Here is a 19,965-nt window from a genome sequence, read left to right on the forward strand (position 1 = left end):
TGGGCATGATGACTCTCTTTCAGAAGTGCGCCGGCGAGATCAGGAAGGCAAGATCAACGCTGGGAGTCGTCGACCGTTCGGCCATCGCGCCGCGGTGGACGGTTCGGGCGGCTCGCTCGGGGACGCGTCAGCCGGCCGGGATGGGTTTGTCGAGCATCGTGCAGATGGCAGCGTTCACCAGTGCGTCTTCGGCAGCGCCGGTTTCCGGATCGGTCATGAGGCCGAAGTGAGTGGTGCTCAGCACCGAAACCGTGCGTTTCCCGGAAAGGTCCGTGTAGTTGTCGCTCTGGTAGCCGGGCAGGGCGCCGTCGTGACCCCATACCGTCCCGCACGGCGTCTGGATCTTTTCCAGGCCCAGCCCGTAGCTGCGGCCGGGCCCGTCCGAATCGTCCTCCGGGACGACGACGCGCATCTCGTTCAGCAGGGGCTCGGGGACAAGCCGGCCGGACATCAGGGACTGGTCGAAGCGCGCCCAGTCACTCGCGGTGGACACGATCGCTCCGGCCGCCCCGTTCCAGCTCTGGTTGATCGCCGTGACGTCGACATGCTCGTTGCGCGTGGGTCCGACGAAGCCGAAGCCCTCCGGTGTGCCGGGCGGCAGGATGGGTGCCAGGTGGGTGGCATCGGGCTCGTAACCGTGCGCCGCCGGGCGGGTGTGGTGAGAGGGGACGGCAGTGGACAGGTAGGTGTTCTTCATGCCGAGCGGCCGGGCGATTCGCTGCTGGACGAGGTCGGCCAAGCTGTGCCCGGTGGCCTTCTCCAGAACCAGGCCGAGTGCGATGTACCCGGTGTTGCTGTACGACCAGCCCTTGCCGGGCGCGAACAGCACCGGCCGCTTGGTCCCTATCGCCAGCACCTCCTGTGCGGTCGGCAGTTCGTCCACCTGACCGGTCATCAGCGCCAGGGCCTCGGGGTCGTAGGCGAAGTCGTCGAGCCCGCTGGTGTGGTTGAGCAGCATCCGCAGGGTGATGTTCTGGCCATTGGGCACCAGGCCGGGCAGCCACTTCTCGATCGAGTCGCTCAGCTTGACCCGGTGTTCGGCGACCAACTGCAGGATCAGGGTTGCCGTGACCGTCTTGGTGTTGGAGGCCATCCGGAACTCGTCGTCCGCCGCGAGGATGTGATCCTTCCTGCTCCAGGCAGCCTGTCGGACGATTGTCTTCACCGGTCCATGACCGTCATCCACCCGCACGATCAGACCCGGAGTTCCGGCGGCCACGGTCTGATCGGCGATCGCGGCCAGCCGCTGGTTCTGGTCCTGGTTTGCGGGCTTCTGGTCGACCGGCGTTGCGTCGGCCGGCCCGGTCATCATCGTCGCGGCTACGCCAACGGCCAAGGACAGGGCCGTAACCCCGGCCGCTCCGCGACGGTGCCAGGACTGCTTGCGGCCGTCTGTCCGCGGTGTTCCGTCGTGCCTCGCCATGACGACTCCTCCTGGTGGCTGCGGCCCTTCCGCAGCGGCGAGATCGACACTAGGAGTGCGCCCGGGACCGCCACATCGCCCGACGGTGGACACCGCGGGTAGCTCTGTCGGGGGATGGCCGAGGTGAGTCGGCGGCCGGACGGCTCAGGTCTCGGGCGTGGCCAGCCCGATCCGATAGGCCAGGATCACTGCCTGAACCCGGTCGCGCAGGGAGAGTTTGGCCAGGATGCGGGACACGTAGGTCTTCACCGTCTCCGGGCTGATCACGAGCGCGGCGGCGATCTCGGCATTGGACAGCCCCTCGGCGATCCGCTTCAGGACCTCGACCTCGCGGGCGGTCAGAGCGGTCAGCGCATCCTCGACCCGCGACGCCGGAGCCTCCTCGTGTCGGATCCGGTCACCGAAACGGCCTACCAGACGACGCGTGACCTCGGGCGCCAGCAGTGCGTTGCCTGCGGCGACCGTGCGGATTCCCGCGATCAGTTCCGGGGGCGGAGTGTCCTTCAGGAGGAACCCGCTGGCTCCGGCGCGCAGTGCGTCGAAGACGTACTCGTCGAGGTTGAACGTCGTCACCACCAGCACCTTGATCGCGTCGGTGGCGTCCGGGCCGGCGATCCGCCGGGTCGCCTCGATACCGTCGAGGCGCGGCATCCGGATGTCCATGACGACGACGTCCGGTCGGAGTTGGGCGGCGAGCCGGACCGCCTCGATACCGTCCCCGGCTTCGCCGACAACCTCAAGATCAGGCTGGGCGGAGAAGATGGTGGCGTAACCCGCCCGCACGAGAGCCTGGTCGTCGCAGGCCAGGACACGAATCCGAGGCTCTTCACCGTTGGTCCGCCCGGTCTCCGCGCTCACGCCGTACTCCCTGTGGTCCCGATGTTTCCCATGCCCCCGGCTTTGCCGTTGATGGGCAACGTCGCGCGCACCACGAAGCTGCCGTCCACACTTTGCTCGGCGACCAACTCCCCCGCGACCAGTGCCATCCGGCGACGCAGCCCATCGAGTCCCCGACCGGAGGGAGCCGGCCGAGGACCGCGAGCCAGTCCGCTCGTCGGCCCGTTCGTCGGCCCGTGACCCGGACCTTCGGTCCTCACCTCGACGATGACGTGATCAGGGACGACGGACAGCACGCGAACCACCGTTCTTCGACCGGGCGCATGTTTCAGCGCGTTCGTGAGCGCTTCCTGGACGACGCGATACACCACCAGACCGGTCCCGTCGTCGATGACTCGCGACGGACGGTCCTCGACCAGTTCGATCGGCTGCCCGACCAGCCGGGTCTGCTCCACCAGCTCGCGCAACGAACCGGCGGTCGGCTCCCGCGGAGCCGCTTTCGCGTCGTGCGCGGGACTGAGCACGCCCAGCAGCTCCCGCAGATCCGCCAGCGCCCGGCGGCCGGTAGTACTGATCGACGACAGATCGGTCTCGGCTCGCTGCCGGCCTTCGGCGGAGGCCGTATCCAGCCGATACGGCAGGGCGTCGGCCTGCACCAGCATCGCCGTCACATGGTGGGTCACGACATCATGCAGTTCCCGCGCGATCCGCTCCCGTTCGTCCTGCATGGCCGCCTCCAGTGCGAGCTGCTGCAGCTGCTCCTGCTGCCGCAGACGCGTCCGGGCCCAGACCCCGAACATCCAGCAGGCCGCCGGGACGGCGAACAGCTGCGGATACTCGACCGGCTTGTTCGGCGACCCCGACATCTCCAGACACACGGACAGGACGGCATACGCGACGACACACGCGGCCAGGAGCCGCCGCCGATGCCGGACCACGAGCATCCCGGCGGTGTAGAGCGCGAGGTAGAGCCCGAGACTCGCGACCGTAGCCCGGTAGCCAAGGCACTGGTAGGCGAAGAACGACACAGAGATCAGGGTCAGACAGAGCGCGGGAGCGCGGTGGCGTATCGCGAGTGGCAGGGAGTGCCCGAGCACGAGCAGGGCCGCCGGCACATCGAAGGAGCGCTGAGGCGTCACCCACCCCAGGGCGGTTCCCTGCTCGGCCAGGCCCGGAGTGAAGGCCAGCACCGTGAATCCGACGGCCAGCGCGGCATCACGACGGGCCATGGGCTGAGCCCGAACCCAGACGATCAGGGACTGCCCACAGCGCATCGTCTCCGCCCCCACGCGCATGGACACAGCGGAGGATTTCTTGATCGACGCAGCCAATGGGTCCAGCCAGAACTGCAAGTTCACCTCGCTGGGAGCAACGCCCGGCGTCCTCGGCCCCGAACTTCGCCGCTGCCGCAGCCGGGCCTGCCCGAACACCGCCGCCGACCGACACATACCGACCGAGGGCTGCCGCGCCGCTGCAGGATTCAACAGCCCGAAATCACACGCCCTTTCATGAATCGTAGGTCACCTCCGGGCCCGGGCGCGACACTGGATCGGGGGTCTGGGCCCAGACCCGGCCCGACGGCCATCTCCTCGGGGGCGCGGGTGCGTGGTGGGAAGCAAGGGGTCAGGAACCGGCAGGGGTCTTGATCTCTTCGCGCTTCGGGGGCAAGGCGTGCCAGACGTTCCTCACACGCTGATCCTTGGTGTCGTCCGCGGTCAGGTCGGGGTGCTGCTGATCGTGAGCTGTGCGGTGCCGTCGTTGCGGGTGACGAACCCAGGACGATGCGGGCCCGAAGAGACGGCTCGTGCCTGTGTCCGGGCGGAGCCGGCCACCCGTGCCAGATGGTCGCGCGGTTCCTGATCCAGTTCCACGACCACTGCCGCCCTACCCACCCCCGGTGTCCCGCTCGCCCGCCCGAGCAAGGGAATGATCATGGTGTGTGGGAGCGGGGCCCGGCAGACCCAGGAGGCGCTGTGTGGCCGGATCGACTCAGTGGGGTCGCTGCAGTGGCATGATGCGGTCGCGGATCTCGTCCTGACCGGGAGGGTGTCCGGTGGTCATGGTGGTCAGGATGATGAGGGCCGGTGCGAGGGCGGCGCGTTCCTCGAAGTCCGGCGGTGATCCGATCACCCGGCGCAGTCGCTGTCGGTGCGCCGCGCCGAAGGGGTCGATCTTGGCTTCGCGTATCGCGTGGGACAGTTCGGAGTCGGGCTTGGCCAGGAGGTGGGCCAGCAGGGGGCGTGCGCCACCGTTGAGGCTCTGGGCCAGCAGGACCAGTCCTTTCAGAAGGTCTGCCTCAGGGTCGTCGGTGGGTGTGACGTCGATGCTGCGGGCGGCGGCGCGCAGGGCGGCGACGACCAGGTCGTGCTTGCCGGGCCAGCGCCGGTACAGGGCGCCGAGGCTGGTGCCCGCGCGTTCGGCGACCTCACGCATTCCGAACGCCTCGTAGCCGCGTTCGTCGACCAGTTCCCGGGTGACCCGCAGGACGGCGTCGTCGATATCCCGCTTGCGGGGTCGCCCCCGCCCGTCGCCCGTCGCCATGGGGACACTCTACCGGAACTCTGGTTCTCGAAAGTCCGGGCCGCTGCTACGCTTTCAACGAGAATGAATGTTCCTGTATTTGTGGTGGCACGGGGACGGGCCGGGGACGCGGAGGGGCGAGCCATGAGCGAAACCAAGCGAGGCAGTGCGATCGTTCTGGGCGGCGGAGGTGTGACCGGCATCGCCTGGGAGATCGGTGTTCTGGCCGGTCTGCTGGAGGCCGGGGTGGATCTGGGTGCGGATGCCGTGTTCGGGACCTCGGCCGGTTCTTTCGTCGGCACCGCGCTGGCCGCGGGCGCCGACATCGAAGAGTTGTACGCGACCCAGCAGGCGCCCGCCGTCGAGGAACCCACCACCAAGGCGTCACGCACACTGACCGCGGCCTGGGGCTGGGCATTCCTCCGCGGACACGGCGACCCCGAACGGGTGGGGGCCGGATTCGGGGCTGTCGCACGCCGCTTCACCCCCCAGGTCTCCGTGGAGAAAAGGCGCCGCATCGTGCAAGCACGGCTTCACACCATGCAGTGGCCGGACACGCTGCACGTCGCCGCGACGGATGCCGACACCGGCGTTCTGACCGCGTTCGACCACACCTGCGGCCACCTGCTGACCGAGGTCGTCTCAGCCAGCGGCGCGGTACCCGGCATCTCGCCGATGGTCCGGTTCGGCGGCCGGAACTGGATCGACGGCGGCATGGTCTCCGCCGCCAACGCACGACTGGCCGACGGCTACGAACGGGTCCTGGTCATCGCCCCCATGCCCAAAGGCCATGCAGGAATCCCCTCGGCTCAAAAGGACGTGGAAGCCATGCGGGCCACCGCGAAGGTCGAACTGATCACCCCCGACCCGCAGTCCGTCCAAGCGATCGGCCCCAACCCCTACGATCCAGCCCGCCGGGGGCCGGTGGCCGCCGCAGGCCGCAGCCAGGGCCGGCAGGCCGCCACCAGAATCGCGGACCTCTGGCTCTGAAACACCGCCCGCCCACAGCCAACGGCCTCGTACATCCCAGGGGCCTTCCCCCGTGAAGGTGGGCACGCGGTTATTGATCACGCGGCGAGCGTGAGGTCACGAAGATCGGCGACGGCTGGTACCGCGCGCAGATCCTCGGTGACGACGGCGCGGTGGACGCCACGCTGAACACGAACGAGCACGACGCCCGGGTCGACGCCAACGGCGCATACATCGTGCTCGGCTTCGCCGGCGTGCTCAGCTCCGCCGGCGTGATCAGTGCCCACCCGTAGACGTGCTCGGCAAGGAGGGTCCGGGAGCAACCTTCAGAAGCCCAACTGCCGTTACACGGAGCCGAGATGACGATACAGAATGCGGACATCCACGAGATCGTTTCAGGACCGCCTCGGCCGTACTGTTGGCGACGTCAGCAACACAGACCGTAACCAGTAAGTCGATGGAGATCTAGGTCCTGTCTGGAGTTCGGATCACGAGTTCGGCAGATCGCCTGCGCGCGAGGGCTCGGTCTTGATAGGCCGTCAGTCATGGCGCGAGGCGATCTCACCGATGAGCAGTGGGCCCTGATCGAGCCCCATCTCCCGATTGCCGCGGTTGGGCCCATCCCTGACCTGCGGAAACATTTCAACGCGGTGATGTGGCGGTTCCGGACCGGTAGCCCCTGGCGTGACCTGCCGGCCGAGTTCGGGCCCTGGCAGAGCGCCTACGACCGCTTCCGGATCTGGGCGACGCGGGGCGTTTTCCAGGACCTGATGCAAACAGTGATCGCCGAGGCCGCCGCCCGCGGCCAGGCCGACTTGGGCCTGGTCAGCGTGGACTCGGCGACCGCCCGGGCCCACCATCACGCCGCCGGGATGGCCCTGGACTCCGAGCAGCTGGCGGCCTTGGAACTGGCCGTCGAGGCCGAAAAGGGGGCGAGGACAAGGAGCAAAGAACGCAAGACGGACAGGCCGAGGATGAGGCGCGCGTCGAGCGGCGACGGGTCCGCCGACGACACCGGGCCCGCTTGAAAGCCGCCGAGCTGGGGCGTTCCCGGGGCGGACTGACGAGCAAGATCCATGTGGCGGCTGACCGACGCTGTCGCCCGCTTGCGTTCGTCCTCACGCCCGGGCAGGCCGGCGACAGTCCGCAGTTCGCCCCGGTCCTGGAACGGGTAAAGGTGCGCGGCCCGATCGGGCGCCCGCGGACCCGGCCGGATGCGGTGGCCGCGGACAAGGCGTACTCGTCCCGACACAACCGCCGCTACCTGCGACGACGCGGGATCCGAGCCGTGATCCCGGAGAAGGTCGACCAGGCCGCGAACCGCAAGAAGCGTGGCAGCGCCGGCGGCCGGCCGGTCTCGCACGACGCGACACTCTACAAAGAGCGCAACACCGTGGAACGGTGCATCAACCGGCTGCGGAACTGGCGCGGCATCGCTACCCGGTACGACAAGACCCCGGAGAGCTACGAGGCCGGACTGCACCTGTGTGGTGCGATGCTCTGGCTCCGCAGCATCGCACCACACTCGTGATCCGAACTCCAGACAGAACCTAGATGCGTTCGCACCTTGGCACCCGCTCCGCCCGCCTCGTTCTGGCCGCCACGGCCACGGTGGTCCTCACCGCCGGTCTCACCGCCTGTGACCCCAATGACGCTGCTGCCGAAGGCTCCACGAAGCCCTCGGCCTCGACCACGGGCGGCTCCGACGGTTCGTCCCAGGAGCCCATCGATTCCGACAAGGCCAAGACGGACAGCCACGGGCAGTCCTGCGGCACCAACGACCTGGACTACACGGTCACCAAGACGGCCCTCGACGGCATCCTCCTCATCACCGCCAAGGCACAGTCGGGCATCACCTGTTACCTGGACGGCCGCACCCCCGTCGTCCTCTTCAGCTCCGCCGAGAAGACCATGGCCTACCCGCCCGAGCTGATGAAGACGGCTGCCGAGGACTCCATCAAGCTTTCGGGCTCCACCGCCGCCTACGTCGCCCTCATACCCAACACCACCAGGGCCGAGACCTCGTTGGAGTTCGATCAGATGGACCTCACTCTCCACAGCGAAGACTCCCACACCGCCCACCTCAAGCTCCCGGGGTCCTACACCGTCGACAAGGCCGCCGTCACCAACTGGTACACCAGCGCTGAAGCGGCCACCCCCGACGCCAACTAACGTGCTCCAGGCATGCCACCACGCCGGGTCGCCGATCTGGACGCCGTGGCTCGATCCCAAAATCCTCTTCTTCCGCACCGGCTGTTCCTACCGCAGGTGTCCGGAGAGCGTCCTGCGCGCACGGGGCGCCGCCGGCGTCGGCTGCATGGAGATCGCAACCCTCGACGGCATCCTGGGATGCGTATGGGCGGGGAAAATACGGCGCACCGCGTCGCCGGCGGGTACTCGTCTGGCCCTGCGCCCTGCTGTGAGACACGGCGTGGCGTCTGTCGGCGGGCTGTTGTCCGGTTGGACTGTGCGGACTTGGCCCGTGACCCGAGGCATCTGATCGCGCAGGTCCTCGACCCGCCCTTCCAGGCCACGGTGCAGTCGCCGTTCATGACCCTGCCGCACGCGCAGGACCTGTCGGCGTTGCAGGAGCGTGCGCGCCACGACATCGGCGCGCGGCTGGGCGTCCTCGCCTCACAACAGGAGCGGACATCGTTCGCGACCTTGCCCCGCCCATGGCTCTGTGCGGTCGCCGATCTCCTCGGGCAGCAGGCGGTCACTCAGGCGTGGGTCGGTGAGGCGGCGATGTCCTGATCGTGGAGCACGCCTCTGCCGACGGGCGTGCTGGGTCCAGGTGTCACGGTCGCAGTCGGAGATCTGGCGACGCCGAATATGGTGCGGCGGCGGGGATCCGGCCGTGGATGTCCGTGAACAGGTTGTGCATTGCCATGCGGAATATCTCGGCCTGGTGGGCACCGAGGTAAGAGGTGTGCCCGAACACCTCCAGGATGACGAGGCCGTGCATGTGCCCCCAGGCGCTCATGAGGAGAGCGGCCGCGGGGGGCGGCAGAACAACGCCCAGGCCGTTCGGTGGCAGCTGTTCCAGGCTCGCCGTAAGTGAAGGCGTGAGGGTGGGGATGTCGGTCGCGGCGAGTTGGGCCGCGGTGAATCCGCCGAACAGTTCGCGTTCGAAGATGGCGCCCATCCGGCGCATTGCGTGTGTGGTGGGGCCCCAGGCGGGTGCTGCGTAGTGCCGCAGCGGTGTTCCGTAGAGAAGCTGGAATCGCCCGGGATGGGTGATGGCCCATCGGCGGTATCCCTCCGTTGCGACCAGCCAGCGCGGCAGGGCCGAGTCGTCCGCAGCTGCGTCGACACAGGCCTGCACCGCATCGGCCAAGTCGTCGTACGCCTTGGTGATGAGCACCGTGACGAGGGCGTCCCGGTTCGGAAAGTAGTGGTAGAGCGCCTGCACGGTCATACCGAGGCCGCGGGCGACCGCGCGCAGGGACAGAGCCGCGGGTCCGTGTTCGGCGATGTGGCGCTCGGCGGCGTCCAGGATCTCCCGAGTGGCGACGGCCCGACGCCGCTGACGTAGGGAGAGCGGAGCCGTTACCTGATCGTCTTCTGGCATGCGGTGACCTTACGACGGTGCTCCCTACGGGTCTTCGGGGATCCGCATCCCGACCAGAAGAATCTGACACTGTCAGGTAAATCTCCCACTGCTCAAGACTCCGCCGCCTCGCTAACGTCGTTCACGCGACGAAGAGTGCGACACCGTACCCGCCGCCCTTGAGGGGCGAAATCCGCGGGGCGCTGCGACAACGTCCCCTGGAACCGGCTGACTTACGTCGGTTTCATCGCAAGGACACAAGGGAGATCGTGCACGACCATGTCATCCACCACTACTACCCCGCCCCGAGTCATCGCGCGCTGGGCCGGGCCCGCCCTCATCGCCGCGGCTCTTGTCAGCCTGGTCACAGAAGCGATCGTCGCCACCGCGTGGGACAGGCGTCCCTACAGCTACGTCGACGACTACGTGAACTTCCTCGGTAGCCCCTTCGTCGGCGAATTCCGCGGCTTCCTCATCTCCTCTCCCCTGTGGTGGCTGATGAGCATCGCCTGGATCGTCAGCGGAGCACTTGTCGCCGCCGCGAGCATCGCCTTCAGCCGCCGCCTCACCGGATGGAGACAACGGACGATCGTCGGCCTCGGCACGGCGCAGGCGAGCGCCCTGATCCTGTTCGCCGTGTTCCCTCTCGGCCCGGCGCGCTTCGACGACGGGACCCTGCCGCTCTACCTGCTCGGAGCGTTCCTCTCGATCATCGCCGGGAACGCCCTTGCCGTCGTCACCGGCCTGTCCCGCCGGCCCTTGGGCCTCCCTCGATGGCTCGCGACCGCCAGCATGACCACCGGCGCCATCGGGCTGCTCAACATCCCTCTCACCTACGGATGGGTACCCACCGGGCTCGCCGAACGCATCTCCCTCTACAGCTACCTCCTCTGGGCTCTGATCACCGGCTCCACGTTCCTCCGGTCCGCCACGGGCAAAGCTGACAATCAAGAGTCAACAGTCGCGAGCGACTGTTCATAACGGCGCACTGAACACTGTTCGGTCACGGTGTGCGAACCGCCCCGGGTCGAATGAAGGCTCGATTCTCTGAGGGGATTGAGTCATGGCCCCCCTACTACGCCCACAAACAGCGCCAGGCCCTGCCGTCGGCCCGCCACATCCGCGATACGGAACTGAAGATCCTGGTCAAGGAGGCATACGACGCCAACTACCGCGTCTACGACGCCAGAAAGGTCTGGCGCGAGCTGAACCGACAAGGCCACGCCGTGGCCCGCTGCACCATCGAACGCCTCATGCGAGAACTCGGCCTCACCGGCGCCGTGCGCGGCAACAGGGTCATCACCACCGTGGCGGACCCCTCCGCCGAGCGAGCCCCCGACCTCGTCGACCGCAAGTTCGTGGCCGACGCGCCGAACCGCACCTGGGTCGCGGACTTCACCCATGTCGCAGCCTGGGCCGGCACGTCTTCGCCGCCTTCGTCGTCGACACCTTCTCCCGCCGAATCGTCGGCTGGTCCGCCGCCACCACCAAACACACCGAACTCGTGCTCGCCGCACTGGAGATGGGCCTGTGGCAACGCGACCGCACCGGCACCCCGCATGGCGCCCAAGGCGCTGATCCCGCCGCTGGCGCCTGTGGTCGGGTACCAGGCACCGAGGACCGCGGACGGACGGGCCGGAAACTCGTCTCCGGGACGCTACGGAGCACACGCGGATGCACAGCCGCCGCCCCCGGGCCCCGGGACGCGGTCAGCTTCACCGTGCCGTCGGTGACCCGGACCTTCACTCCCAGGGTGTCGGCGATCAACTGGGAGCCTTGTCGCCGAGCACGCCCACCCACCCAGCTCGCGAACCTGTATCCGCGACCACTGGAAGATCGAGACCCTGCACCGTGTCCGAGCCGTGACGTTCGCCGAGGACGCTTCCCCGCTGCGAACGGGCACCGCGCCCCGGGCCATGGCCACCTGGCGCGACCTCGCCATTGGCGCCCTCCGCCTGGCCGACAAGACGAACATCGCCTCCGCACTGCGGCACAACGCCCGCGCCAGCAGCCGACCGCTCGCCCTCCTCGGACTCACATGATCACGAACCGGACATCACTACACTTCGCCGAGGCCCCCTCACGCAGGAGTCACTGGAGAGCCGGATGACCGGGAAACCGTCATGTCCGGTTCGGCGGGAGGCCGCGCGGAACAGGACCTGCCACGGCAGGCACCTCACCGCGCGGCCGACGCGACCGCCTGGCTGATTCGCTCGCGCCGGCCGGCCCGCGACTACGAGCGGCGCCCGGTCTCCAGCGAGGGGACGGTCATGTGGTTGTCCGTTCGCTCACATGGGCCGCATGGCGGCATCGTCCAGGCTGCAGCCGTCCGCCGGCTGTTCAGGGGCCGGCCGGCTTCAGGGACTGGATGGCGTTGTCGACTTCCAGGTCGATCAGCCGCTGTGCCTCGAGCGTGTGGTTGTCGAACACGCCGGTGAGTTCGAGGCTCACGATCCCGTGCACCCGCGTCCAGATCAGGATGGCGGCGCGGGCCACGCCCGGCGAGATGTCCGGCCGTTCCTGCGAGCGGGCCCAGAGCCGGAGCTGTCCGTCCAGGGTACGGTCGCCGCTGGTGCTGTCGGCCTGCGTGGTGCCCTGGACGGCCGTCAGCATGTCCATGAGCATCGCCATCGCCTGATCGAGCGGAGTCTGCGTGGTGACCTCGCTGGGCAGGTCGCCGGCCCGTTCGCCGAACAGCATGCCGTAGCGCCGCCGGTACCGCAGCGCCCAGTCGCGGTACGCGGTGACCACCAGCCGCATCCGGGTGCGCGGCGCCCTCCTGCCGCCCTCCACGGCCTGGCTCATCGCCGCCGCGAGCTGCTGGTAGGACAGGGTCACCAGGTGCGCCACGAGCGCGTCCCGCGACGGGAAGTAGCGGTAGACCGCCGGCGCGGACATCGCCATGCTCCGGGCCAGCGCCGCGACCGACAACGCCTGCACGCCGTCCGCGTCGATGATCGCGAACGACGTGTCCTCGATCTCCTGAAGCGTCTGGGCCCGTAGCCGCTCACGCCTGCTCACCGTCCGCGTTTCATTTGTCACCGTCACATTGTAACGGACCGTGCAAATACTGGCGGGTCCAACAGCATGCTACGAGCAGTAACGCGCAACCCCGGGAGTCACGCCGTGCTGCCGGGCCGGCGGCAGGTGTCCGGCATCGCCTCGATCGCGGTGCCGTAGGGCAGCCCGGGGCCGAACCCGGTGGCGGCGAAGTGCCGGCCCGGCTCAAACACCCGCCTCTGCGGAGCGACGCTGCCCATCGGTCAGAACAGCACCCCTCGGGTCTACTGTTCATCGCCCGCCCGCAGGACGAGGCAGTTGGCGAACCCGGAGAGGCACTGACCGATCGCCCCGTTGTTGGACGCTGGACATGACAGTCAGTCCCGGCACTTGCTCAACGAAGGTCACCTCCGGACGGGCCACGTTCTCGGTACAGACGGCGCACACTCAAGTCGATCTGAACCGAGCCTGCCTCCCCGGCGCAGCATCGACGAGATACCGCACATAGCGGCTGTGCACCCACTCGCTCAGCGTGCCGCCCCCCTGTACACCCCGCCGGAGCCCGGGAGCGCGTCCGGGCCCGAACCGCGACGACCGGACCGGAAACATCGACCGGGACCATGAGCACGTCCGCCAACTTCGGTAATAACATGGCCAGTTCAAGCGAACTCAGCCGGAGACTGCGGCGCGGCGGGCCACCGCCTTGGCCATCGCCGCCTTGGCCACCGCCACCTTGGTCTCGAAGCCGACCTCATCGCCGATGTCGGCCCGGCGGCACCTTTCGCGGGCGTGGGCATCAGGATTGGGTGCCATTCGGGTGGTGCAGGCTGTTCAGCATGGTCTCGATCTCGGCCTGGTAGAGCAGGGTGGGGTCGACGCCGGTGGCTGTCAGGTGTCCGCCCAGTTCGAGGCTGACCAGGCCGTGCAGCCGGCTCCACCAGACCAGTCCGAAGTGCCGTACCGCGGCGGGCGGGGCGTGGTGTTGTCCGTTGCCGTTCCAGTCCCGGATCTGGTTTTCCAGTGCGGGCGGGACCGGCAGGTGGGGCGGCTCGCCGGCTCCGGCTATGACGCTCAGCAGTACGTTCATGCTCCGCCGCGCGGCCGGCACGATGCGGTCCGTGGCGTGTTCGAGGCCGGAGCCGTGGGTGGACTGGTAGGCCAGGTGGTATGCGCCTGGCTGGGCCAGTGCCCAGTCCCGGTAGGCGCCGGCGACCGCCCGGACCCGTGACGCGGGGGAGGCGTCCCGCGTGGCGGCGGCTTCGAGAACCCCGGCCAGTGCGAGGTGGGCGTCGACGGCCAGCTCGGCGAGCAGCTGGTCACGGCTGCCGAAGTAGCGGTACAGCGCCGGGCCCGACATCGCCATGCTCCGCGCGACCGCGTTGAGCGACACCGCCTCCGTGCCGCCCTCGTGCACCTGGGACATGGCCTCGGCCTTGATCTGCGCCACGGTCTCGCGCCGGTACCGCTCGCGCCGGGTCAGCCTCTGCTCGGCCGTCATGGGTCACCTCGCTTCGAGTTATCGGTTGACTCAGTATGACAGGTAGGTGCATAGTTACGAGCATTAACAGAGCGACGGATAGTCGCCAGATTCTGGAGAGTCGACCATGCCCGAGACCAACCCTGCCGCCACCGTGACCGCCACCGAAGTGGTACTCCCGGGCAAGGTCGCACCCTCCGGCCTGCGCCTGACCCGGCGCGAGCTGCCGGCGCCCGCCGCCGGCCAGGCCCTGGTGCGCGTCGAGTCGACCGCCGTGTCCTTCGCCGAGGGCGCGATGCGCCGGGGCCGCTACTACGGCCAGCCCGCCTTCCCGTTCGTCCCCGGCTACGACCTCGTCGGCGTCGTCCAGGCCGTCGGCCCCGGCGTGGACCACGCACTGATCGGCCGGCGGGTCGCCGCACTGACCAAGACCGGCGGCTGGGCCACGGCCGCCCTGCTGACCGCCGCCGATCTGGTGGAGGTGCCCGACGGGATCGGCGCCGACGACGCGGAGACACTGATCGTCAACGGACTGACCGCCTACCAGATGCTGCACCGCAAGGCGAAGGTGCGGGCCGGGCAGACCGTCCTCGTCACCGGCGCCGCCGGTGGCGTGGGCTCGGTCCTGGTCCAGCTCGCCCGCCACACCGGCGCCCACGTCATCGGCACCGCCAGCCCCCGCCACCACGAAGCACTGCGCGCCCTGGGCGTACAGCCGGTCGACTACCGCGACCCCGACCTCGCCGCCCGCGTCCGGGAACTCGCCCCCGACGGCGTGGACGCCGTGTTCGACCACCTCGGCGGCGCCAGCGTCAGCCTCTCCTACCGCCTGCTCAACCGCACCGGCACCCTGGTCTCCTACAGCATCGCCGCCGCGCTCGACGACACCCGCCCCGTACTGCTCGACTTCCTGCCGCTGCTGGCCAAGCTTGCCTACTGGAACTACCTGCCCACGGGCAAGCACGCGAGCTTCTACGACATCTGGGCCGGCGCCGGCAAACCCGACTCGGCCAAGCGCGAGGCGTTCCGCGCCCAACTGCGCACCGACCTCACCCACATCTTCGGCCTGCTGCGCGACGGCGTGCTCACCGCGAAGATCGCCGCCCGCTTCCCGCTGAACGAGGCGGCCGCGGCCATGGAACTGGCAGAGTCCTCCACCCGCACCAACCTCGGCAAAATCATCCTCGCGCCCTGACCGCCAACGGCGGTGCAGTCCCAGCCTGTCCTGCGGGTCACCAGGCCGAGTTGCCGGCGGCGAATTGCGAGCGGGACACAAGCTGTGTTCGCGCATTCGGACCGCCCAGACCCACCGCTCGCGGGGGCAGAGGCGCAGGCCCGCGTTCAGCGATGTGACGCCCGTAGCCGGCGCAGCCCATCCCTGACGAGTCGTTTCTCATGGGGCGAGCCCCCTTTCATTCGGCTGTTTCACGCGACTTTCCCTGTAAGAGAGCGTAAGGAGAACGCACGTGTTTGAACGTTTGGCTGAACTGGCGATTCGCCGGTCCCGACTGGTCCTTGTTATCGCCGTCGTGGCCGTGGCTCTCATGGGTGTGGTGGGAGTCGGTGCGTTCGACAAGTTGCTCGGGGGCGGCTTCGACGACCCCGCCTCCCAGTCCAGCCGGGCCGCGAAGGTCATCGAGGAGGAGTTCGGTGGAGAGACGAACCTGGTCCTGCTGGTCCGTTCCCCCGACGGCCGCGTCGACACCCCCGCCGCCACGCGCAGCGGCCAGAGCCTGGTGGCAGACCTGAGAAAGGAGAAGGAGCTCACCAACGTCATCTCGTACTGGGAGACGGACAGCCCCGGCCTCCGCTCCCGGGACGGCCGCGAGGCCATGGTGCTCGCCCATGTGAGAGGCGACCAGACACAGCAGCGGGAGAACGCCAAGAAGATCCTCGGCGTCTACACCGGTACCTACAAGGGCACGCTCACGGTCCGGGCCGGAGGCGGCGCCGGTGTGGGCAACGACCTGGCGACACAGGTCGTCGACGACCTGGTCCTGGCCGAGTCCATCGCCCTGCCGCTCACCCTCGTGCTGCTCCTGTTCGTCTTCGGCAGCGTGGTCGCGGCCCTGCTGCCGCTGGCCATCGCCCTCATCGCCATCATCGGCTCCTTCGCACAGCTCTCCCTTCTCGGCAGCATCACCGACGTCGCCGACACCGCGACCAACCTCACCACCGCCCTGGGCCTCGGACTGGGCATCGACTACGCCCTGCTGATGACCAGCCGCTTCCGGGAGCAGCTCGCGGCGGGAGCGAGCGTGGACGACGCCGTCCGGCGCACGGTGAGCACCGCGGGCCGCACCGTCGCGTTCTCCGCCGCGACCGTGGCCGCCGCGCTCGCGGCACTCCTGGTGTTCCCGCAGTACTTCCTGCGCTCGTTCGGCTTCGCCGGGGTCGGCGTCGTCGCCATCGCCGCCCTCGCCACCCTGTTCGTGATGCCGGCCCTGCTGAAGGTTCTGGGCCACCGGGTCAACAGCGGGCGGCTGCCGTGGGCGAAGCCGGGGCGCTCCGGCGCCCGGGCGCCGATGTGGGGACGGCTGGCCCGCACCGTCATGCGGCGGCCCGTGCTCACCGCGCTTCCCGCGCTCGCCGTGCTGCTGGCGGCGGCGAGCCCGCTGCTGGGCATCACCTTCGGCACCCCGGACGAACGCGTCCTGCCCAAGGACGCCGCCAGCCGCCAGGTCGCCGCGGCACTGCGGGAGAACTTCGGCGGCAGCGAGGACGCGGCCCTCCACATCGTCATCGACCAGCCCGTGAGCAAGGCCCCGCTGGAGTCGTACGCGGTCGAACTGTCCGCGCTCGAGGGCGTCGTACGCGTCGAGACCAGCACGGGCACCTACGTCGAGGGACAGTCCACGGCGGCCGGCCCCGGCAGCACCGCCCTCGGCCGCCCCGACGCGCAGCGCCTCAGTGTGGTGAGCTCCCTGGCACCGAAGTCGGACGCGGCCCAGAACCTGGTCGAGAAGGTGCGGGCACTCACCCCGCCCGCCGGGTCACACCCCCTGGTGGGCGGAAACGACGCGGTGCTGGTCGACGCCAAGGACTCCATCGGCAGCCGGGTCCCGATCGCCGTGGCCCTGATCGCCCTCACCACCTTCGTCCTGCTCTTCCTGTTCACCGGCAGCGTCGTGCAGCCGCTGCGCGCACTGGCCCTCAACATGATCAGCCTCGCGGCGACCCTCGGCGTCATGACCTGGATCTTCCAGGACGGCAACCTCTCCTCCCTGCTGGGCTTCACGGCGCAGCCGATGGAGATGTCGATGACCGTGCTGATGTTCTGCATAGCCTTCGGCCTCTCGATGGACTACGAGGTGTTCGTCACCAGCCGGATCAAGGAACTCCACGATCTGGGCGAGGACAACGAGACCGCCGTGGCCGACGGCCTGGGCCACACCGGACGCATCGTCAGCGCGGCAGCCTTCCTCCTCGCGGTGAGCTTCTTCGCCTTCGGCACCGCCAAGATCAGCTTCATGCAGATGTTCGGCCTGGGCAGCGGACTGGCCGTCCTCATCGACGCCATCGCCGTACGCGGCGTACTCGTCCCCGCCGCGATGCGCCTGCTCGGCCGCTCGGCATGGTACGCGCCTGCCTTCCTGCGCAAGCTCCACGACCGGTTCGGCCTCAGCGAGGGCGGCCCCGAACCGACGACCACGACCGCTCCGCAACCCGCGACAGCGACACCGCCGTACGCGAAGTAGCCGGCAGAACTCCGACCACGCAAGGCCCACCCCACCACGTACCCGCCTCCACCACACCGGAGGCGGGCACAGTCCCGCATCGGCGCGCAACCGCCGCAAAGCAGCCTGCCTGCGGCGGAGCCCCCGCTCCACCCTGACCACGAACGGCGCCCACCGGCCGTCCGGCAGCGGCCCCGAATCCGGTCCGAAGCCGAAACAGGCAGCTCTCCCTGCTGCCGACCACGAGCCTGAACGGACGGGAACTCCCCCGCGAAGCGTGTGAGTTGTGCGGTGAACCGGGCACAGCTCGCGGGCGTACACGCCGGAGAGGGCCCGGAATTCGACCCTCTCCATGAGAGGCAAAAGGAGCTTCTGTGAATCCACTACAAGCCCGCGCAGCCCTGGTGGCCGTTGGGGCCACGGCGCTGCTGGCCACCTCGGGTATGGCCCCCATCGCCACGGCGACCCCGGAGCACGAGCGCCCGTCGACGGTGCTCGACTGGTACGACACCACAGCGGAGACGATCGCGACGGGAGGGTCATCGGCCCAGGTCACCAACAGCCGTACCTGGGCGATCAGTTGGATCGCTGCCGCCAGAGCCGTGCAGGAAGTGCCGCGCGGTGTCGACCGCAGCGACTATCAGGACGCGGCGCTGGCTTCTGCCATGCATCGTTCCCTGGCAGTTCTGGCTCCCACGCGTGCCGCGGAGCTGGACACAGCCCTTCAGCGGACCCTTGACGGTGTCCGCGACGGTCGAGCCGAGGAACTCGGTAAGGCGGCAGGTGAGCGTCAGGCGTTACAGGTCCTCACGTCACGGGAGGGCGACGGTCTCGACGCGGCCTCGGTGAACGCCGCTTTCCCCGTGCCGCCCGCCGCCCCCGGTGTCTGGCAGCCGACTGCGCCTGCTTTCGGCCCGGCCATCCAGTTCGGCAGTCGCGTCGCCCGCCCCTTCTTGCTGAAGGAGGCCGACCAGTTCCGTCTCCCCCCGCCCCCCGCGCTGGATTCCAAGCGGTACCAAAAGGATCTGAAGGAGGTGCGTGCGTACGGCGAGCTGAACAGCACCGTACGCACCCAGGATCAGACGGATGTCGCCAACTTCTGGTACGACTCCTCGCTCAATCTGCTCACCAAGCCGATCCGGATCGCACTCGTCGCTTCGTCGTCGAAGTCGGTGACGGACCAGGCAGAGCTCGTGGCGACCGTCAACGCCGCGCTGGTGGACACGCAGATCGCCACATCCGACAGCAAGTACGCCTACCAGTTGTGGCGTCCTGTCACCGCGATCCGCACCGGCGACAGTCCTGACCCGTCCTGGACGCCGCTGCGCAACACCCCGGCGCACCCGGACTATCCGAGCGGTCACAACTCCTACGCGGGGGCGGCGGAGAGGCTGCTCACGGCCTTCGTCGGGCCGCGGACCGTGCCCTTCACGCTGACGAGTTCCACGGCGCCCGGCATCACCCGTACATACACCAAGTGGCACCAGATCACGGCGGACAACACAGAGGCCCGGGTCCTTCAGGGCATCCACACTCGCTTCGCGGACGAGGCGGGCGTCAAGCTGGGCACGGCAGTGGCCGCGTATGCGCTGAGCAAGTCCGAGCGGCTCTTCCACTCACACTGAACAGCGGCCGTGAGGTCGTGTCGGGGGCCGGGCACCGCCGTTCCCCGCCATGGCGCATTGAGCGACCCTGTCGGGGAGCTTGAGAATCCCAGGCACGACGGCCCGACCATCGTGGATGCTCGGGCCGGTTCGAAGGCCGGCGGCTGTACGCGAGGCCCCGGGCAGTTGCGGCTGTGGGCCCGCTCGCAGGAGCGGTCGGACACCGCACCGGGCGTGGTCCGCGAAGCCATCCTGATCCGGACGCGGGAGCCGGCGAACCCCGTTCACTGAACCTGCCCGGGGCCCTGGCGCGGTGTCCCACGTCCCGGTGGCCGGGGCGGACGCCGGGTGTGGACCAGGCCCTCATGGCCTGCGAGACGAGGACGGTGGAGTGACTCCCGACGAGCAGTTGATGACCACGCTGTACAACGAGCACTACGACGTGTTGATCTCTTTCGCGCTCCGATACGTGCACAGCCGGGAGCAGGCGGAGGACGTCGTGCAGGAGACGCTGCTGCGGGCCTGGCGGGTCGTGCACAAGATCCATCCGGGATCCGCCTCCGTCCGCTCATACCTGTTCACGATCGCCCACAATGTGATCACTGACAACTGGCGGGCCACGCGGCGGCGCCCGTGGCTGGTCTCCAACGATGCGGCCATCGCGGCCGTACCGTCCTCCGACGATGTGGAATCGGCGCTGGAGGGCCAGCTCGTCGCCGCCGCGCTGGAGCGTCTGTCCCCTGAGCATCGGATGGTCATCCAGGCCTTGTACTATGACGGGCTCACCGTCGCCGAGACAGCCGTCCGGATGACCGTGCCCGAGGGGACGGTCAAATCCCGCGCCTATTACGCCGTCCGCAATCTCCGGGCGGCCTTTGAGGAATTGGGGGTCCTTCGGTGAGCGATGA

20 protein-coding genes are annotated in these 19,965 nt (G+C 68.9%); 11 read left to right on the forward strand and 9 right to left on the reverse strand.

The annotated features are described in order from the left end of the window. Positions 1-127: 127 nt before the first annotated feature. The 4 genes from OG352_RS00470 to OG352_RS00485 all read right to left on the reverse strand — a co-directional run bounded on the left by OG352_RS00470 (position 128) and on the right by OG352_RS00485 (position 4,801). Entirely contained in the window at positions 128-1,516 is a 1,389-nt protein-coding gene (locus OG352_RS00470; RefSeq protein WP_329213104.1) for a serine hydrolase domain-containing protein, read from the reverse strand. Between the two features lie 51 nt (positions 1,517-1,567). Next, positions 1,568-2,281, reverse strand: coding sequence for a response regulator transcription factor (locus OG352_RS00475; protein ID WP_329213106.1), 714 nt, complete (start codon positions 2,279-2,281; stop codon positions 1,568-1,570). Continuing rightward, entirely contained in the window at positions 2,278-3,612 is a 1,335-nt protein-coding gene (locus OG352_RS00480; RefSeq protein ID WP_329213107.1) for a sensor histidine kinase, read from the reverse strand. Before OG352_RS00480 ends, OG352_RS00475 begins: the two co-directional genes overlap by 4 nt. A gap of 637 nt (positions 3,613-4,249) precedes the next feature. Continuing rightward, positions 4,250-4,801 (reverse strand): TetR/AcrR family transcriptional regulator, encoded by a 552-nt coding sequence (locus tag OG352_RS00485; protein ID WP_329213109.1) that lies wholly within the window; start codon positions 4,799-4,801, stop codon positions 4,250-4,252. Positions 4,802-4,924: 123 nt separating this feature from the next. Between OG352_RS00485 and OG352_RS00490 the strand changes: the two genes are divergently transcribed. The 4 genes from OG352_RS00490 to OG352_RS00505 all read left to right on the forward strand — a co-directional run bounded on the left by OG352_RS00490 (position 4,925) and on the right by OG352_RS00505 (position 8,503). Continuing rightward, positions 4,925-5,770 carry a patatin-like phospholipase family protein gene (locus tag OG352_RS00490; protein WP_329213111.1) on the forward strand — a complete coding sequence of 282 codons (846 nt, stop codon included), beginning with the start codon at positions 4,925-4,927 and terminating at the stop codon, positions 5,768-5,770. Positions 5,771-6,294: 524 nt separating this feature from the next. Next, positions 6,295-7,280, forward strand: a protein-coding gene (locus tag OG352_RS00495) for an IS5 family transposase (protein ID WP_443072116.1) whose coding sequence is annotated in 2 segments (ribosomal slippage) — positions 6,295-6,702 and positions 6,705-7,280 — 984 coding nt in all. Because the reading frame shifts where the segments join, the coding sequence is not laid out codon by codon here. Between the two features lie 23 nt (positions 7,281-7,303). Beyond that, on the forward strand, positions 7,304-7,921 hold the full coding sequence (locus OG352_RS00500) for a DUF4232 domain-containing protein (RefSeq protein ID WP_329213113.1): 618 nt from the start codon (positions 7,304-7,306) through the stop codon (positions 7,919-7,921). A gap of 303 nt (positions 7,922-8,224) precedes the next feature. Then, the gene (locus tag OG352_RS00505) at positions 8,225-8,503 is read left to right on the forward strand and encodes a hypothetical protein (RefSeq protein WP_329213115.1); all 279 of its coding nucleotides are present in this window, start codon (positions 8,225-8,227) and stop codon (positions 8,501-8,503) included. A gap of 43 nt (positions 8,504-8,546) precedes the next feature. Here OG352_RS00505 and OG352_RS00510 read toward each other — a convergent pair whose 3' ends face one another. Next, a complete protein-coding gene (locus tag OG352_RS00510; RefSeq protein ID WP_329213117.1) occupies positions 8,547-9,320 on the reverse strand; it encodes a TetR/AcrR family transcriptional regulator in 774 nt (257 codons plus the stop codon). Positions 9,321-9,578: 258 nt separating this feature from the next. Here OG352_RS00510 and OG352_RS00515 point away from each other — a divergent pair, with 258 nt between their 5' ends. From OG352_RS00515 to OG352_RS00525, 3 genes are all read left to right on the forward strand, one after another. Continuing rightward, positions 9,579-10,280: a DUF998 domain-containing protein gene (locus OG352_RS00515; RefSeq protein WP_329213119.1), complete on the forward strand. Its 702-nt coding sequence runs from the start codon at positions 9,579-9,581 to the stop codon at positions 10,278-10,280. Between the two features lie 50 nt (positions 10,281-10,330). Beyond that, the gene (locus OG352_RS00520) at positions 10,331-11,032 is read left to right on the forward strand and encodes an IS3 family transposase (protein ID WP_329213121.1); all 702 of its coding nucleotides are present in this window, start codon (positions 10,331-10,333) and stop codon (positions 11,030-11,032) included. Positions 11,033-11,161: 129 nt separating this feature from the next. Next, the gene (locus OG352_RS00525) at positions 11,162-11,341 is read left to right on the forward strand and encodes a hypothetical protein (RefSeq protein ID WP_329213123.1); all 180 of its coding nucleotides are present in this window, start codon (positions 11,162-11,164) and stop codon (positions 11,339-11,341) included. A gap of 298 nt (positions 11,342-11,639) precedes the next feature. Here OG352_RS00525 and OG352_RS00530 read toward each other — a convergent pair whose 3' ends face one another. From OG352_RS00530 to OG352_RS00545, 4 genes are all read right to left on the reverse strand, one after another. Continuing rightward, positions 11,640-12,341: a TetR/AcrR family transcriptional regulator gene (locus OG352_RS00530; protein ID WP_329213125.1), complete on the reverse strand. Its 702-nt coding sequence runs from the start codon at positions 12,339-12,341 to the stop codon at positions 11,640-11,642. A 77-nt stretch (positions 12,342-12,418) separates the two neighbouring features. Continuing rightward, on the reverse strand, positions 12,419-12,559 hold the full coding sequence (locus OG352_RS00535) for a hypothetical protein (RefSeq protein WP_329213127.1): 141 nt from the start codon (positions 12,557-12,559) through the stop codon (positions 12,419-12,421). Between the two features lie 409 nt (positions 12,560-12,968). Further along, the gene (locus tag OG352_RS00540; protein ID WP_329224179.1) at positions 12,969-13,112 is read right to left on the reverse strand and encodes a hypothetical protein; all 144 of its coding nucleotides are present in this window, start codon (positions 13,110-13,112) and stop codon (positions 12,969-12,971) included. Next, the gene (locus tag OG352_RS00545) at positions 13,096-13,797 is read right to left on the reverse strand and encodes a TetR/AcrR family transcriptional regulator (protein WP_329213129.1); all 702 of its coding nucleotides are present in this window, start codon (positions 13,795-13,797) and stop codon (positions 13,096-13,098) included. The genes OG352_RS00540 and OG352_RS00545 overlap by 17 nt, the downstream gene beginning before the upstream one ends. Positions 13,798-13,903: 106 nt before the next feature. On the opposite strand from OG352_RS00545, the gene OG352_RS00550 reads away from it, so the two are divergent. The 4 genes from OG352_RS00550 (at position 13,904) to OG352_RS00565 (ending at position 19,958) form a co-directional block, all read left to right on the forward strand. Then, complete coding sequence (locus OG352_RS00550) at positions 13,904-14,971, forward strand: medium chain dehydrogenase/reductase family protein (protein WP_329213131.1); 1,068 nt, start codon at positions 13,904-13,906, stop codon at positions 14,969-14,971. Positions 14,972-15,242: 271 nt separating this feature from the next. Beyond that, positions 15,243-17,474, forward strand: coding sequence for an MMPL family transporter (locus OG352_RS00555; RefSeq protein WP_329213133.1), 2,232 nt, complete (start codon positions 15,243-15,245; stop codon positions 17,472-17,474). A 353-nt stretch (positions 17,475-17,827) separates the two neighbouring features. Further along, positions 17,828-19,078: a vanadium-dependent haloperoxidase gene (locus OG352_RS00560; RefSeq protein WP_329213136.1), complete on the forward strand. Its 1,251-nt coding sequence runs from the start codon at positions 17,828-17,830 to the stop codon at positions 19,076-19,078. 370 nt (positions 19,079-19,448) lie between these two features. Continuing rightward, the gene (locus tag OG352_RS00565; RefSeq protein WP_329213138.1) at positions 19,449-19,958 is read left to right on the forward strand and encodes a sigma-70 family RNA polymerase sigma factor; all 510 of its coding nucleotides are present in this window, start codon (positions 19,449-19,451) and stop codon (positions 19,956-19,958) included. Positions 19,959-19,965: the final 7 nt, after the last annotated feature.

Source organism: Streptomyces sp. NBC_01485 (assembly GCF_036227125.1).
In the GTDB taxonomy this organism is placed as follows: Bacteria; Actinomycetota; Actinomycetes; order Streptomycetales; family Streptomycetaceae; genus Streptomyces.